A 14,607-nucleotide genomic window follows, 5' to 3' on the forward strand; every position below is an offset into this window, starting at 1 on the left:
ATACAAGGACGTGTATACGCGGGAACGTCAAGACCGCGACAAAGACACCAACGTTGGGGAGATCCGTAATAACGGTGAACCGGTAACTGAATACGATTACCGCGCTGCGTCTGAATCAAGAGATGTGAAAGCATCCGTTGACGCATATGTGAATACCGGTGATCTACATGACTGTGGTGACTGGGTGCCACCAGCCGCTGAAACCTATGAAGGGTTGACCGTTGACCAGACATACACCTGCCAACAAGACCAAACCAGAACGTGGACTTACAAAGTTGGAAGCGAAGTGATCGGCACTCACCCTCAACTACAGAGTATTGATGACATCAAATATCAGACTGTACCAGGCTCTAAATATCCGTGGCTAAGTACGGCATCTGTTTTTGGTGAATGGACAAATGTTGACGATCCATATTCCTATACCTCTTGGGATCCAGCGATTTTCAACCAAACGTCCAATTTCACCCAGTCACGCAGCTACAAGCAGAATCAAACTCGTACTGAACAGAAGCAACAGAAAAACGCAGTAACCGGTGAAATTAGAAACGTTGGTGCTCTGCAGGACAACTCTCGGATTAAAACTGTTGATGAACAACGAACAATAGCTGTATCAGTATCAGGTTGGTCGAACTCTGGCGATGTATACAGCTGTTCGGCTTGGTCACCAGATACAGGAACGGTGGCCAAGGGCACAGCTTTTACTCAAACTCGGAATTGTTCTCAAATGTTAGTACGAACATGGTCATATAAAGATGGTAGTACGATTGTAACGACCAGAAATGAAAACCTTGTATCGAATGCTAGTCCTACCCGCACTGCTACTGGGACTAAGATTGTTTCAGGCAAGTGGGTAACCACCACTGTGATCGAAAATGTACCTCAGTATGTGATGATGGATATAGCTCAACAAGTACGAAATCAAGGTTACCAGGCTACCAGTACAAATACTGAGGTTAAAGCTGGTGCAACATGTAGTCCAATTGGACTCAAGAAATATACAGCCTCTGGTGTTTATGGACCAGTGGGTTTTCCTGGTTATTACGTGAGAAAACACGACTGTAAATAAAAGCTGTTTAGAAAAACGATTAACAGGCGTATATAAATACATGCGCCTGTTAAATGATATAGACAAAAGGCACCGAAGGTGCCTTTATAATTAATAGTTATCAGCTTTGCTTTTCTTTTTGACGATCTAGGAAAAAGCTTTCCATGCTGGTTTTCGTGTTCTTAATCCATTCAGCATTATCACAGTCAAATGACTGTTCTGCAGTGTTATACAAGGCATCCAGATCAGAAGTGGATACAATATGTGTTAGTGCCGTGAAGAAGCCAAAATAGGAGTTTGTTTGTCCAATGTTCATAATTTCAGCTTCTGTGAATGGAACACCACATTCATTTTCTCTTTTAAGGCCAACCATCTTAATGGTGCGTGAAATTGTTGGGCTAATCTTGTCCACTTCTTCAAGTTTTGCTTCTACTGCAGCTGAAATAACAGTTGCTTCTTTTTCTCCGGGTTGTTCCTCAGAAGTACTACCGGCATGAGTTGAGCACCCCATAATCGTGCTGGTGGCTAGTAGGGCAACGTACAATGATTTTAACTTCATGTTTAATCCTTTGAGTTAAGCTTTTCGACTTGAACACGGCAAATAAGCGCATCAGTGAACTGCTGAGCGAGGTCTTTTAACCGAGCTTGTGATTTGAGTGGGCCAAAGCTGTATTCAGCCATAACGGGTTGAGATTGTGGTTCAAAATTTCCTAAAGGATTGCTAAAGACCACTCCGAACCATTCGCGGCCAAGAATCGTAATGTCGCCTTTCTTGAACTGGACAAATCGTTCAGATTCAAAATCGTGGCAGTTATCTATGGCAATTTCTTCATCTAACGGTTGCTCTACTACGGCAAGATTGAACATGTAGGTTGTTCCACAGTGTTCGCAATCCATCACTGAATATGACCAACCTATCCCCTTCGCTGGTTTACCAACATCAAGGTTAAGCCAATCACCATCTACCCCCTTTACAAGCCCTCCACATTCCCTGCACGGTAGAGTCACATCATTGCTCGGAATTACCGATATACTGTCAAATGTATCGAGCATCATTTTTCCTTAGTTGTTTCGTATAAGAAGTAACTTGCTGGGGCTAGAAGCTCGTTTTTCTCCGGTGGAAACGCAACAAGGCGGTAGTTATCAAGCAAGCGAGATTGTTGACCATTACAAGCAAGAACCGTCAGATAGTTTCCATCTGTAATCCCACCATCAGCACCATCTAGCATCCCTTCGATTGTCAAAGGACAGTCACTAAATCGATAATCGTTTGGCTCAACTACAAATTCCGATTTAAAACGAACAGCATCATTTTTGTAGAGAGTGATGGAATCAAACTTAAGAGGAATTAGCTTGCTTTGGTCATAGTCTTTGATGTCACCGGTATATCCGATGAACGTAGAGCGGAAAACACCAATTGGGTTTTCAGACAAGAGTTGCCCGGTGGCCATCGCTTCCTGAGCTTGCAATTTAATCCATCTCCAGATGTTTTCGACTGACGATGTGTTCAGGGCAACACCTGCAGAAATGATCAGCGCAGCACTAAGGGCAACTTTGTGCTCTTTTACAAACTGACGTACCTGGTCACTTTTCGTAGTTGGTATTGCACTCTCAATTTGCTTTAGTAAGTGGTCATTTTCCTCAATACTATTCGTCTGACTTCGCAAACTACGGCCTGCATTCAATTCAGAACCCATTTAATACGCTCCAGCTGCTGTTTATTTGTGTAGATACTAAGTTGTTGGTAAACTTCTTGCAACTTCAAAGAACAGCGTATTCAAAAATGACAGAATTAACTTCGGATGAAATCAAAAAGCTAAAAGTTAAACGTGACCGACTTGCTACAGGTGCTGTTATCGGTTTGTATTGCCTATCTATTTTTTCTCAGTCGATCTACGGCTTGCTTTTTTCAAGCCTTTTCCTTTTCCATTTCGCTGCGCTTTACATGATGATGGATCGAAAGAAATTATTCGGTGTCGACATCATGTACCTACTCCTTCCTCAGTTAGCTAGTGGATTTGTGGCGTTCTTCTTGTTGAACTCCAACGTAACCGGTAATGCATTTGAATTAATGAAAGACATTGACTTAACAATCTGGTTCGCTTGCGGCATCGGCCCTGCTTTCATACACCGTGGCTTCAACCATTACTTAGGATTAACCAAGAATGGTCATTGATATATCGATCGATGACGTTGCACGCGGCACAACGGTTGCCCCAATGGTTATTGAGCAGTGTGTTGAGAAAGCAGCTGATAAGCTCGACTTCGACTCTACATTGATGATGGCAATATTAGATGTCGAACGGGGAAAGAAAGGCACCGTTTCTTATAACGAGTCGAATGGTTCATTTGACCTTGGACCCGGGCAAGTGAACACAATCCAGTTTGAAGAATACTGGTTCAAGCATGAGTACCCGACCGTTACTTGGCAAAGGCTCAAAGATGATGTTTGTCTTAATCTTGAGGTCGCTGGCCGCGTGTTGAAACAACGGTTGAATGAGCTAAAAGATGGTCAAAGTGTATGGAATGCTGTTGGGCATTACCATTCTAAGACGAAGACATATAAACTGATTTACCTGCAGAAAGTAATGAAAGCATACCGCATCCGAGCTGAGAAAGAAGGTGCTGGTTTTAATATAGTACGTGAATAATATATTGATGCCGACCATTGTAGGTTCGAAAAAAAAAAGAGAGTGGCGCAAATCGCACTCTCTTTTTGTTTTTTACCTGTACCAATTCAATTATGTATCGAGCTAGACATTAATTTTTGCATTCATCGCAGCCAGTTCGATGTCACTGCTATCGTTACTTTCACTAAAAGTGATCTCGATAGCGCCAGCATTACAAATCACGCCACCAAGTGCCTCCCTTTCGAGATTGCTAAACTTAAGCTCGGTGACAACCACTACAAGTGGGCTAGGTAGTAGTTTAGGTAGTTCCTTGTCAGTAGCCGCGATACCTTCCCGAATAATTTTCTCTAAGGCGTACCTATCGTTATGTAGAAGTTCAAGTACGGTATCTTCTAGCGAAATGGAATGCTCCTGTCCTCTCCACTTCATGAAGATTTTCGAATCATAGATGCTCAAGACCAATGGGGAATTTTTAGCATTCTTATTCAAGCGGTTAGTAATACGAAGAAAGATCGAAAGCACTGGAACTATTAGAGCAAAGGTAAATAGTGATCCCATGAAATCTGCTGCCAGTGTTTGGCCGACAAAAATGTGAGTATGCTTTAAGTCGATATAACACAGTACAATTAAGATAGACATCGCATCATGAAATTTACGGTTAATTACCAAAATCTTATCCTCACGTTAACGACAAGACGGAATCTTTAAGGTCTTTGGAAGGTTTAAAATGAACTCTTCCACGATAACCTGTGGAAACTGTCTCACCGGTTCGCGGATTACGTTTAGTGCCTGGTTTGTAGATGACTGGGGAAAAGGTACCAAAGCCTCTTATCTCTGTTCTTTCGCCACGCTCAATACCACCAGCGATTTGATTAAGTACCACTTTAATTGCCATCTCACATTCATCGACAGATAGATGATTATTTTTTTCCGCTAGTTTTAGAGCTAAGTTTTTTGTAGAAATTTTTTCAGTTTGAAACATACAACTTCCTCTCCATTCAATCACTACTACAAATTCTACACTTAGCGTATGCATTCAATCAATGAAAAGGTATCATAGAATTCAATACTTTCTGGTTCACGGACGTGCTACGGAAAAAACTCATAATAATCAACACAACATCCGTTTTAAGAAGCCTGTAATTGCCAAACGGACAGTTTGCAAAGACAAAACTCTTCGTATGAGATCTACAACTTGAAATCACCCCTGTATCAAATGTATCCTTAACCACACATTCAATAATTAGCGTTTTCAATATGTCTACAGAGTCATCTACTTCAACAAGCTTTCAATTTACTAAGGAAGCTAAATCTAACGTTAACCAATTTCGCAAAACTACTGGTCTAACTCAGCCTGCGATCATCAACAGAATTTTGGAGAAGGTATCTATAGCTGACGTTAAGGAATGGTGTGCCGACCTAATTGAAGAAAATGAATCAAAAAAAGAAGAGTCGAGAATTCGTGCTAACCAAATGCTAGAGCTAAGTAAGCTTCCATCAGACGTGTTGCAAAGCTTAATTGCATCACAACAAGTTAGTGCTTAAAAATGTCACTTGGTGATGAACGAAAGCAATTTTTTCAATTGGCAACAGAAGCCGGCATGATCGATGACTTATCATTGTTTGCTAAATACTTTGGTCGATTTCAAAGCGCTTCTATCGAACTGGCAGACGGTCGTTCTGCCAGTTATGAAATACCAAAAAATGTAAGACTCCTCCCTATCGATGGTTACCGCCCAGTCTCAGAGCTGTCTGCTCAAATGACTAATTCAAAGCAACCAAGTAACAATTCTTTAAACGATTACGCAAAAGTTAGAAGTAAGTAATCCCCAATATTTTAATTACCTTACCTACTGCTATATACTCTCATTCGGATATAAGTAATTATTTGAATAGAGGTGAGCAAGGTGGCTAATCCAAAAGAAGCAGTAGAAGACTTTCAAGCTGAATTCCTAAGTGTCATGAGTAGAATCCGACGTATGCGTAAGTATCTCAAGCCGGTCGACTCTACAAGCATGATAGCTATGAAGGAGCGCTTAGAAGAACTAATCCTAGAACGTCAGATTGAAGAAGAAGAAGAACGCAAGGCTCAAGACGAAAGACAGCGCAATATCGAAGAAATTAAAGAGATTATGAAAGCGCGTGGTTTGTCTGAATCTGATCTAACTAGTTCTAAGCCACAAGAAGTTGCAGCTAAGAAAGAAGCTAAGAAGCCTCGCAAACCGAAATACTTGCATATTGACGGTGAAGGCGAAGAACATCGCTGGAATGGTAAAGGTAGAACGCCTAAGTACTTTGCTGATCTTATCGAGAAAGGTGTAAATATCGATAAAGATTGCCTGGCTAGAAACTTAGAACCAGAAGACGAAGAATAAGTCGAATTGGCCTCCAGATGGAGGCCTTTTTATGTCCACTATTTCCAATTCTTTACACTACTTTTCTTTATGACCGTCTATCAACCATGCAATAATAACTACACTTATTGAATGCGTAGTATGGTGTGATATTGGATCTTTATAAAACAAAACCTCAAGTGCTCTATCGACGTTCATTCGTTTTACTGAGCGTTTCCCTTAGCTTGGTATCTACGTACAGTTATTCATTTTCAACTGAGCAAACAGATGACTGGCAAAAGGAAATACTGGCACAAGTACAACGCCAATCTAAAGCTGTTCAAGAGAATCAAACTCAGCAATCTAAAAGTACAATGAGCCAGGAAAGAATGGACCAGATAATTGGACAAGTGAAAGAGATTGCAACCGTCAAAGGTGAATTCCAATTACACCAAGTTCAACGCTACTGCCAATTTGAAATTAGTAGCTTTTGTTCATCGAGTGATGGAGACACTCAACACTTACTAAAATGCCTGATCAAACAGAAAGAACGTGTATCGAAGCAATGCAGCAGAGTTATTTCTGACAACAATAGAGCTCAACCATCCCTTGCTGATGAATGGCGCCACGACATCTTAATTCCGGCCGGCAGCACATACTTTGTTGATCCTGTGGACAAGAGTCTAGGTGTGAATCTATCGCGCCCTAGCCGATACATGAACATCCCTATCATTGGCCAACTCAGTTGGTATGAGGGTGGTGCAATCCGCTCATATGTACCAAACCAAACACCAGTTCAGTATGGACAACTAGTATTTGCTGCAAATCAGGAAATTACATTGTTTCCTAGCGGGCAAATCAAAAGTGGCGTACTTAGCCAACCGATTGTCACACAAAATCAGAGTTTTAGTGCTGGGCAAATCATTACACGTGACAGTGACAAACAACCATTTCGCTCACTTAAATAGTTATCCACTTTTTCTGTGCAAAGACCTGTGAATAGAACCCGGAGTACCAATGAAACTAAAGCGTCATCAAGAGTTACAAGGCAAATTAGCAAACCTCGTAAAATCTATTACCGTTCCAATAGAAAATAGCAGTGACGTAGCCAGCGCTATTTTTTCACTTTTCATGGGTATTGGTTTCACTATATACCTGTTTAACAGCTGGTACATTGCCAAGGATTTAACTGAGCTATCTTCACCCCTTTACCTTACGCTAGTGTGCTTTATGAGTTTCAATTTCACTATGCGCCCAGTCACTTCAATGTTGCTTGGCAGTAAGCTCTCAAATCACAGTATGATTCTGCAGTTCCTAGCTACATTTTTGATTCTTAATGTTATCGAGAATGATTGGACTTCTATCATTGACGCGATCTTATCTAATCAGTCATTGTCGATAATGATTTTTGCCGGGGTTATTCTCGCATATGCTATCAACTATTTGATGCCTATTCGTGTCATGTACTCGAATCTTGGTGAATGTCGAATGGCAGAAGCAAAGTTAGTGAAAACTCAATCTTCACCATTCCCAACGAAGCGTGACATTAATACCGCGTCCATTCATGAAGCAGGCCACGCCCTAGTGTTCGCTGCAGCTGAGGGGATACCTGACAGCTTCAAAGTGACAATTAACGATAAAAGCAGATTGGACAGCACTCTTGGCCAAGTATCCTTCGCACGCCCAGGACACCTCCTTAATACTGGTCCTGAACTCGAATTTGAAATTCTCTTGAAACTTGGAGGGCTATGCGCAGAACGTACTGTATTTGGTGAACACGCAGATGGCGGTGGCAGTGACATTGAGAGGTATCAAAGTGTTGCTCGACATTACCTGAATTCAGGTTTTTCAAATCTACCCTACTTCAATGAGCCACAAACACTGTTGGAAACGGAAGTGAACAACCAGTCTATCAATGAATTAAAAGATGCCTATACAACAAAGCTGGTGGAATTCATGGATAGTAACAAGATCCTATTAGTTGAACTGTCTGAGTTGCTTAAGGAGAAGAAGGTATTGAGAAAAGAAGATTTAATGCCATTCTTTGGCCGCGCTACTATCCCGGAATGGATGCCGGCAGTGAATTTTAGCGAATAAGGATTTACAACCAGCCTCGCAAATTGCGAGGCTGGCTCTTTTAGAGTGTTAATGAAAATTCTAAGTAGGCAAATTAATAGAAAAAATCATGCGGCAATTTTGGGATTTTTCCCTTGCAGCATTTTTTGTATTTCTTACCAGATCCACAGTAGCAAGGTTCATTTGGGCCCAGCTTGTCTTGTTTGATGTGAGGATTCTGTTTTTTCTCCGGTTCCATTGCCACAAACTGCTTTGCAAACTTCTGGATTTCAAACATCCCATGCAACATCATCCCTCTTCTACAACCCTCTTGTGCCGCTTCCTCTATCAGCGTGTGAGCTAAAGCATCATTTTGCGGCAAATAATCCCCACTTAGATATTCCATAGCCAATGTGGATTTTGCACTCCGGGCGCCCTCTTCAACTGCTCTATTTAAATATTCATAGGCACGCTTTTGATCAAAATGAGGGTTAGATTTATCTTTAAAGAACTGATAAAGGGATAGGTATACGCCAGGTTCTACACCATCAATACACATTTCAAAGTACTTCAACGCTTCGTCATACTTCCCCTGATTAAAATAGAGTTCTTCTGCGTAAAATAACTGTGCCGGTTCAAATCCGCGCTCCGCAGCTGCTTTAAGCCTCCCAACCTTCTTTTTGATGTTTGCATCAGTGACTAACTCTGCAGTTAACGCATAGTTGAACAGCGCTTCAAGGTCTGCGTGTTTCGTAATATAAGACTCACGGTTGGTTTCATCTAATTGGCCATAGATTTCCTTCTCAACCGTTATGTTGGCACTTAAAGTACAACAAGCATCAAAGAGGCTCATTGCCACAGCTCTCATTGATTCAGAGTGAGCTGAGTCATTTGCTGAAACAAGTAAGCTGCCCCGCTCACTTTGCTCATTGGCGGCATTATCGACCAACAAAGCTGCTTTCATTTTTGCTTCAAAGTCGCAAGTAAGAATCCCTTGAGCAACTACCTTTTGAAACTCTTGGATAGAAAGCTCGAGCATTACAACCTCACCCAAACGGATGCTGCTGTCTTCGAGACGTATTACATCCTCAAACAAAGAGATTAGGTGTTTACGCCCCTGTTCGACCAACTGAACCATCATTTCTTTCTGTTCAGATGTATCACGAACAGCGTTACCATCTTTTGGCACATCACGTTCAATATGAGCACCTTTGTTGCCCAGGATACGCACTTGATGAAAGCTGTCTTTGGTCGTCTTATTGATCAGTTGTGAGTCAAATAGTGTATCAATCCGAGTGATTAAGTCAGTTCGGTCAAACTCAACTTCATGCCGGTCAGCTAATTGAGTGAGCATCGCATCTATAATGTGGCGGTACTGGATCAGAGAGTAATCGGGTATGCTTTTTGCGAATTCAATCGCCTTGCCATACAGATCACCAACTTCTGACGAAATCAGGTAACTCAGCTCTAAATCGGTTATTGGTTTCATCTGTGGCATGAATGGTTCGTTCCTTCTTAAACTCAATATTTCCACTAATTTATTCAGTTGTTCAAATCGCACAACTTGTTGATGGAAATTCTAATATGCATGTAGATATGAATAAACTTTAATATTGTGTGAAATACTGTTTTGTTACCTTTCGCATGATTTCAAAGGTTTGAATCCAGTTTTATTGCGAAACATAACACTTACCGCACATGACTTATTCTGAAATACCTCTATAATACTTCACGTTCAACATTTAGCGTTGAGAGTATGATTAGTAATGCAACCGCTAGAGGAAATATGAAAGAGAAAATCGCCGTCGTGCCTGGTGCATTCAACCCGCCCACTATTGGCCATTCGCAATTGATAGAGAGCTTGAACAATTACGATCGGGTGTTTCTAGTGCCAATTCAGGCTTACGCTCGTAATGAACGACTGACAGATTACAGAATCCGAATTGATATGCTTGAAGCTTTCCTATGTGACATATCAGCTCACAACGCCTCAGTGCACGCTATAGAGCATTTAATTCACTCTGATGGCACCTACGTAAAAACAAGTCAGGTGATTGAATACATTGAATCTGAGTACCCTTCTGCAGATGTAACTCTCGTTGTAAAACCCGAACTCATTGCCAAGTTTTCTACATCGAGTGATACATCGCACCTAGTCGGCCGCATATCTTTGCTGGTAAACCCTGAGATCAGCAACATTAGCAGCTCAATTGTTCGTGAGAAAAGATTCCGCGACATCGACATTAGCGAAGATATTACCCCGTCTGTCCACCAGCTTGTTCATACCAAAAATTTGTATGTTGATTTAGCCGACTCCTTGTAAAACCCTCATTTTTCAGGTATAAAAAAGCTCGCCAAATAGCGAGCATTTTTATTGAATTTCAATCACTTATTTAAACTATCCTTCAATGCTTTTCCAGCTGTGAATGCAGGTACACTCGCAGCCTTGATCTCAATAGCTTCACCAGTCTTTGGATTACGGCCTGTACGGGCAGCGCGCTCATTTACTTTGAAAGTACCAAAACCCACAAACTGCACTGGTTCTTTAGCTGCCAGCGATTCGGTAATGCCTTCTAGCATTGCATCCAGTGCGCGAGCTGCTGCTGCTTTAGAGATGTCTGCTTTTTCAGAGATAACTTCTACTAATTGCGTCTTATTCATTTATGTTCCTTGATTATCAGGGTCTAAATTCAGTTCTTGTATTAAAACGCTATTCATTGAATCGTGTCAATGAATTCAATAAATATAGCGTTTTTCAATTATTCGACAGTGCTTAAAGTGTTCAAATAGGCACTTAATCGGTCCATTAAATTCAATATGGAAACGCCATATGAAAGATAGTAGGCTTCTTCGATCACTAGCCTTTCATTTTTTAGGTACAGCTTAATGTTTGGGTGAGCCTCATTCATGGCCATTACCGTTTCACTGTCAAACATCAGGTGCTTTGGCATAACCGAGCGTAGTAGTAAAAAGTCCGACTTTGTTTCCAGATCCCAGTCGATATGCTGACTCAAATTAGACACCTGAATTTCAACATCTAGGTCAACAACTTTTATCTGTAAGTCTCGACCACTGGGATTAAAGGAATAGCGTAACCCACCCTCACCGAATTCAGACGTCACGCTTGAAATAAGGCTTATCATATCTTCGGGTGAAGCTTCTTCTAATTGACCATCAGCATCAAATTCCTTCAAAGCGAACTGAGGAATGATTCCCTTGATGTTTATTACACCCGTAATGCTTTCATTGATCATGCATTATCACCTTCTCAATCAATAGGTTTCAATTAACCCGTATAACATGTTCAATACGTCGTATCCGAGCCAAACGGCTATTGCAACCGTTGCTAGAACTGTCGTAAATAAGTACTCAATGAACCCTCCAGTCCTAAAACATATTGGGCTTCTAATTTTAATTGTCAGTGGCCAAAATAGACGAACTCCCGCAGGTGTTAATGCATCTCCTATTAAGTGGGCGACAAATCCAAAACATACCGCAGCTGCTATACCTAACTGGCCTGCTAGAAAATAGAAGCAAGCGGCAAGTGCCCAAATTGAATGTGTTATACCGCGACTGTGCGTATCTTCACTCCAAGGAAGCAAAGCACGATCTCCTTGCAACCAGCTTAATGGTACAGAGATAAACTTCACTCGCCGTCCCATAATGCTCTCAGGGCAATCGATGTCAGGAAGCAATGAGCCGAAAAGCACCGCTACGAACATTACAGCTGATTCAAACGGTTGCGGTTGGTAATTCAATAGGTACGGCTCAGCCAATAACCAAGCCGCACCAGCGCTTATGACATGATTACGTCCGATCACGGTTAAATCTTGCTTTCAACAGTTTGAATTAGCGATGTAGCAGATGCTGTTAACTCGTTATTTCGAGTGTCATTCTCTGCTTTCGCTTGCTTACTAGCTGCTGCCTCAGCCTTGGCCTGTACTTCTGCCTCAACCTCTGCTTTTGCCTTTGCAGCTGCGGCAGCTTTATCTACTTCCAATTGGTGGCGTTCTGCAGCACGGCGGCGCACTTCGGCTTCAACTTCCTCATAGGCTTTGGCTGCTGTAGCTTGAGTCGTATCGCCAGCCTTACGAGCGAGGATCTTTGCTTGGTTCTCGTATGACAAGTGCAGAAGTGTGTAAACGGTGTATTGGCCGTCGATCAGTACAACTTCATTTTTGACGGTTGAAACACCAACAATATCTGCAGAATCAACAAACTTCGTCACTACTGACTCTGAATCTGACTCTACATTACCGTTAGATCCTGCGCGCATAAATGCACGTTCACGACCAGAAACCTCTTGGCTTAGGTTTTTAGCTAGAGTGAATTCAGCATTCAATTTTGCATGATTCATTGAGAACTGTAGGTTATTGCTGGTGGCAGTACCAACAGCATAAATGCCTTGATCATCGTTCTGTGGTGCATTTAGGAACCAGCTTGGAACAGAATTAAACTTCTGCTCTTCTTTGCTGTATTTCACCTGTTTTTCTTGTTGTAGCTTCTCTTGATACTGCTCTGTAGGAGTACTCGAACAACCAGCCATAATGATTGCTGCAAGTAGAGAGATAGCCGATACGTTTGTTTTTACGAATGTCATAACCATTTCCTTTTCGTTGGATTACCGGACAATCATCAACTCAATGTCAGATCCCGCAACCCCCCAAAAACCAATTTTTTTAAAAAAATTTATACCGTGTATTGCCAGCATATCCCGCAGATCAACTGCCCAGGACTGAGGACTTCCGTGGTTTAAGTTTGAAACATTGTATCAATCTTGAATACGCTAATATAGTTACATTATCACGCTTTCATTATGGCGCGTTTTGAAATCTATAATATTTTAGTTATTACATATTTCAAATACGGATGTAGACATGAAAAGCCACTATCAGAATCTCATAGAAGACATTAAAAACGTGTACAACGAAAATTCCATTAATTGCTTATTAAACACTAAGGTCGAAGTTGAGTTTATACATCAATTGGTACCTAACCTTGAACGTAGCCATGTAATGGGTTCAGATACTATTGAGAGCCTTATTACTGCAATTACTCATGTAGCTCGTTTAGGCTTAACTCTAAGCCCAGAAAAAAGACTCGCTTCTTTAACTGCCTATAACGCGACAAATAATTCCCAAGAGTATTACATCGATGTCTCACTGGCCGGCATAGAAGCAACGATGTCACGCGTGAATGAGTACAAGATTACTACCCTTGATGTTGTAACTGGTGATGAAGGAATCAGTTGGAATGGTAACGTACTCGGTACAAACACAGCTGTAAGACCGCCCGTAAAGAGTGAAATGATAAAAGGTGCTATCTGTATCATTGAAGTACCGTGTGGCGATCAACTGCTTACGACGATCACTATTAATGAACTAAAAGAGCTTTCTCGACTGAGTACAGGTGACCTAAAGGCGTTGACGCCTGACTTCGCAAAACGACATGTATTTAAAAGAGCACTCAAGAGTTTAATAGCCCCGCCCTGCTCGGTTCTTTCAGAATTGCAAAAAGCCACAAAATCTATCGATTTAGCCTTGTTTAGCAAACAGTAACGTTTGGTGCGCTAGAAAAAAATAATGACTAGCGCGATTTGAAACTTGGGTTCTAATTTTCGTAAAGAGAGGAATTTGCAATGAAACAATACCAGTTCGCCATTAATCAGATAAAACATGACTATCTCAATATCGTAAGTGAAAACGACTTCAAACATTTGGATTTTAATGTTGAATCCCGAATCGCCTTGCGATTAATTTCCAACTCTCAAAGTGGCCGTGTTCCATTGTCAAAAACAAGGCCTGAAAGCATCGCGCATGCACTGTTTAATGCAGGTGCACTTGGTTTGTCTTTATCACCGTCACTTGACCATGCAATGGTAGTGGGTGAAATGAGTGCAACCGGGCAAGCTATTGCTAAATTGCACGTGACTTACAAAGGTCTACTTCATCTATGTGCCGAAGCTGGCGCTTTGTCGCATGTGACCACTTGGGTTATTCATGAAAAGGACAAAGTGCGACTTAGCAATGATTTAACCAGTAAGCCACAAATTGAGATACCCAATCTCTTTGGTGACCGTGGGCCTGTTGTTGGTTCTTTATGCACAATATGCACTCCTAATGGTGATTATCTCACCACGCTAATGAAAGCTGACGAGCTCAACCAAATAGCTTTGCTTAGTGGAAATGAAGCTTGGTTTGGAGTCTTTGCTGATGAATTCCGTAAGAAACAAGTCCTAAAGCGTTCATTGCATTCTCTGGCTAGCGCTCAGCACGGCCGACTATCAAAAGCAGCAAAATATTTGTCAGATGATGACTTAGACCTTTATGAAAGAACGGAGCGTCGAGCAATCGTCAATTCGTCACGTCAATCAGAACCAAACAATGGCCATCGCACTCGAGCAGAGGCTTACTTCAAGCGCACACCAAAACCAGAAATCGTTGAGACACCTTTGACCGACCACCAAGAAACCGCCACTACTCAAGGGCTCTATTTCACATAGCGGCCACTTGCGGGATTTTGAAAGCATCAGAGAATTCTGATT

21 protein-coding genes are annotated in these 14,607 nt (G+C 41.6%); 11 read left to right on the forward strand and 10 right to left on the reverse strand.

Going from position 1 to position 14,607, the window contains the following annotated elements; genetic code table 11:
• On the forward strand, positions 1-1,066 hold a 1,066-nt coding region (locus AACR11_RS14175), incomplete at its 5' end, for a hypothetical protein (protein ID WP_223295709.1).
• Between the two features lie 100 nt (positions 1,067-1,166).
• Here AACR11_RS14175 and AACR11_RS14180 read toward each other — a convergent pair.
• Genes AACR11_RS14180 through AACR11_RS14190 form a run of 3 tightly spaced genes read right to left on the reverse strand, consistent with a single transcriptional unit; the run spans position 1,167 to position 2,742 of the window.
• Positions 1,167-1,604, reverse strand: coding sequence for a hypothetical protein (locus AACR11_RS14180; RefSeq protein WP_017190381.1), 438 nt, complete (start codon positions 1,602-1,604; stop codon positions 1,167-1,169).
• A 2-nt stretch (positions 1,605-1,606) separates the two neighbouring features.
• A complete protein-coding gene (locus AACR11_RS14185) occupies positions 1,607-2,101 on the reverse strand; it encodes a hypothetical protein (protein ID WP_139374571.1) in 495 nt (164 codons plus the stop codon).
• A complete protein-coding gene (locus tag AACR11_RS14190) occupies positions 2,098-2,742 on the reverse strand; it encodes a hypothetical protein (RefSeq protein WP_017190383.1) in 645 nt (214 codons plus the stop codon). The genes AACR11_RS14185 and AACR11_RS14190 overlap by 4 nt, the downstream gene beginning before the upstream one ends.
• Before the next feature lie 86 nt (positions 2,743-2,828).
• On the opposite strand from AACR11_RS14190, the gene AACR11_RS14195 reads away from it, so the two are divergent.
• Together AACR11_RS14195 and AACR11_RS14200 are read left to right on the forward strand one after the other, a co-directional pair.
• Positions 2,829-3,221 carry a hypothetical protein gene (locus tag AACR11_RS14195; RefSeq protein WP_017190384.1) on the forward strand — a complete coding sequence of 131 codons (393 nt, stop codon included), beginning with the start codon at positions 2,829-2,831 and terminating at the stop codon, positions 3,219-3,221.
• Positions 3,211-3,696, forward strand: coding sequence for a lytic transglycosylase domain-containing protein (locus AACR11_RS14200; protein ID WP_017190385.1), 486 nt, complete (start codon positions 3,211-3,213; stop codon positions 3,694-3,696). Before AACR11_RS14195 ends, AACR11_RS14200 begins: the two co-directional genes overlap by 11 nt.
• Before the next feature lie 102 nt (positions 3,697-3,798).
• Here the strand turns inward: AACR11_RS14200 and AACR11_RS14205 are convergent, their stop codons facing one another.
• On the reverse strand, positions 3,799-4,104 hold the full coding sequence (locus AACR11_RS14205; protein WP_139374572.1) for a hypothetical protein: 306 nt from the start codon (positions 4,102-4,104) through the stop codon (positions 3,799-3,801).
• Between the two features lie 250 nt (positions 4,105-4,354).
• Complete coding sequence (locus tag AACR11_RS14210) at positions 4,355-4,657, reverse strand: HU family DNA-binding protein (RefSeq protein WP_017190387.1); 303 nt, start codon at positions 4,655-4,657, stop codon at positions 4,355-4,357.
• A 275-nt stretch (positions 4,658-4,932) separates the two neighbouring features.
• Here AACR11_RS14210 and AACR11_RS14215 point away from each other — a divergent pair, with 275 nt between their 5' ends.
• From AACR11_RS14215 to AACR11_RS14235, 5 genes are all read left to right on the forward strand, one after another.
• Positions 4,933-5,220 (forward strand): hypothetical protein, encoded by a 288-nt coding sequence (locus tag AACR11_RS14215; RefSeq protein WP_017190388.1) that lies wholly within the window; start codon positions 4,933-4,935, stop codon positions 5,218-5,220.
• A gap of 56 nt (positions 5,221-5,276) precedes the next feature.
• A complete protein-coding gene (locus AACR11_RS14220; protein WP_339367387.1) occupies positions 5,277-5,501 on the forward strand; it encodes a hypothetical protein in 225 nt (74 codons plus the stop codon).
• Between the two features lie 81 nt (positions 5,502-5,582).
• On the forward strand, positions 5,583-6,050 hold the full coding sequence (locus AACR11_RS14225; RefSeq protein ID WP_017190390.1) for an H-NS histone family protein: 468 nt from the start codon (positions 5,583-5,585) through the stop codon (positions 6,048-6,050).
• A gap of 347 nt (positions 6,051-6,397) precedes the next feature.
• Entirely contained in the window at positions 6,398-6,976 is a 579-nt protein-coding gene (locus tag AACR11_RS14230) for a hypothetical protein (RefSeq protein ID WP_139374573.1), read from the forward strand.
• A 49-nt stretch (positions 6,977-7,025) separates the two neighbouring features.
• Positions 7,026-8,105 (forward strand): hypothetical protein, encoded by a 1,080-nt coding sequence (locus AACR11_RS14235; protein WP_017190392.1) that lies wholly within the window; start codon positions 7,026-7,028, stop codon positions 8,103-8,105.
• A gap of 73 nt (positions 8,106-8,178) precedes the next feature.
• Here AACR11_RS14235 and AACR11_RS14240 read toward each other — a convergent pair whose 3' ends face one another.
• Positions 8,179-9,561 (reverse strand): DUF4145 domain-containing protein, encoded by a 1,383-nt coding sequence (locus AACR11_RS14240; protein WP_017190393.1) that lies wholly within the window; start codon positions 9,559-9,561, stop codon positions 8,179-8,181.
• Between the two features lie 288 nt (positions 9,562-9,849).
• Here AACR11_RS14240 and AACR11_RS14245 point away from each other — a divergent pair, with 288 nt between their 5' ends.
• Positions 9,850-10,386 (forward strand): hypothetical protein, encoded by a 537-nt coding sequence (locus AACR11_RS14245; RefSeq protein WP_017190394.1) that lies wholly within the window; start codon positions 9,850-9,852, stop codon positions 10,384-10,386.
• A 62-nt stretch (positions 10,387-10,448) separates the two neighbouring features.
• On the opposite strand, the gene AACR11_RS14250 is transcribed toward AACR11_RS14245, so the two are convergent.
• The 4 genes from AACR11_RS14250 to AACR11_RS14265 form a co-directional block, all read right to left on the reverse strand.
• The gene (locus AACR11_RS14250) at positions 10,449-10,724 is read right to left on the reverse strand and encodes an HU family DNA-binding protein (RefSeq protein ID WP_017190395.1); all 276 of its coding nucleotides are present in this window, start codon (positions 10,722-10,724) and stop codon (positions 10,449-10,451) included.
• A gap of 98 nt (positions 10,725-10,822) precedes the next feature.
• Complete coding sequence (locus tag AACR11_RS14255; RefSeq protein ID WP_017190396.1) at positions 10,823-11,317, reverse strand: hypothetical protein; 495 nt, start codon at positions 11,315-11,317, stop codon at positions 10,823-10,825.
• 18 nt (positions 11,318-11,335) lie between these two features.
• Positions 11,336-11,884 (reverse strand): metal-dependent hydrolase, encoded by a 549-nt coding sequence (locus AACR11_RS14260; RefSeq protein ID WP_017190397.1) that lies wholly within the window; start codon positions 11,882-11,884, stop codon positions 11,336-11,338.
• Between the two features lie 2 nt (positions 11,885-11,886).
• Positions 11,887-12,663 carry a hypothetical protein gene (locus AACR11_RS14265; RefSeq protein WP_017190398.1) on the reverse strand — a complete coding sequence of 259 codons (777 nt, stop codon included), beginning with the start codon at positions 12,661-12,663 and terminating at the stop codon, positions 11,887-11,889.
• 277 nt (positions 12,664-12,940) lie between these two features.
• On the opposite strand from AACR11_RS14265, the gene AACR11_RS14270 reads away from it, so the two are divergent.
• Entirely contained in the window at positions 12,941-13,621 is a 681-nt protein-coding gene (locus AACR11_RS14270; protein WP_017190399.1) for a hypothetical protein, read from the forward strand.
• Between the two features lie 80 nt (positions 13,622-13,701).
• Positions 13,702-14,565: a recombinase RecT gene (locus AACR11_RS14275; RefSeq protein ID WP_079324372.1), complete on the forward strand. Its 864-nt coding sequence runs from the start codon at positions 13,702-13,704 to the stop codon at positions 14,563-14,565.
• Positions 14,566-14,607: the final 42 nt, after the last annotated feature.

Source organism: Vibrio sp. L85 (assembly GCF_963871815.1).
Classification (GTDB): Bacteria; Pseudomonadota; Gammaproteobacteria; order Enterobacterales; family Vibrionaceae; genus Vibrio; species Vibrio harveyi.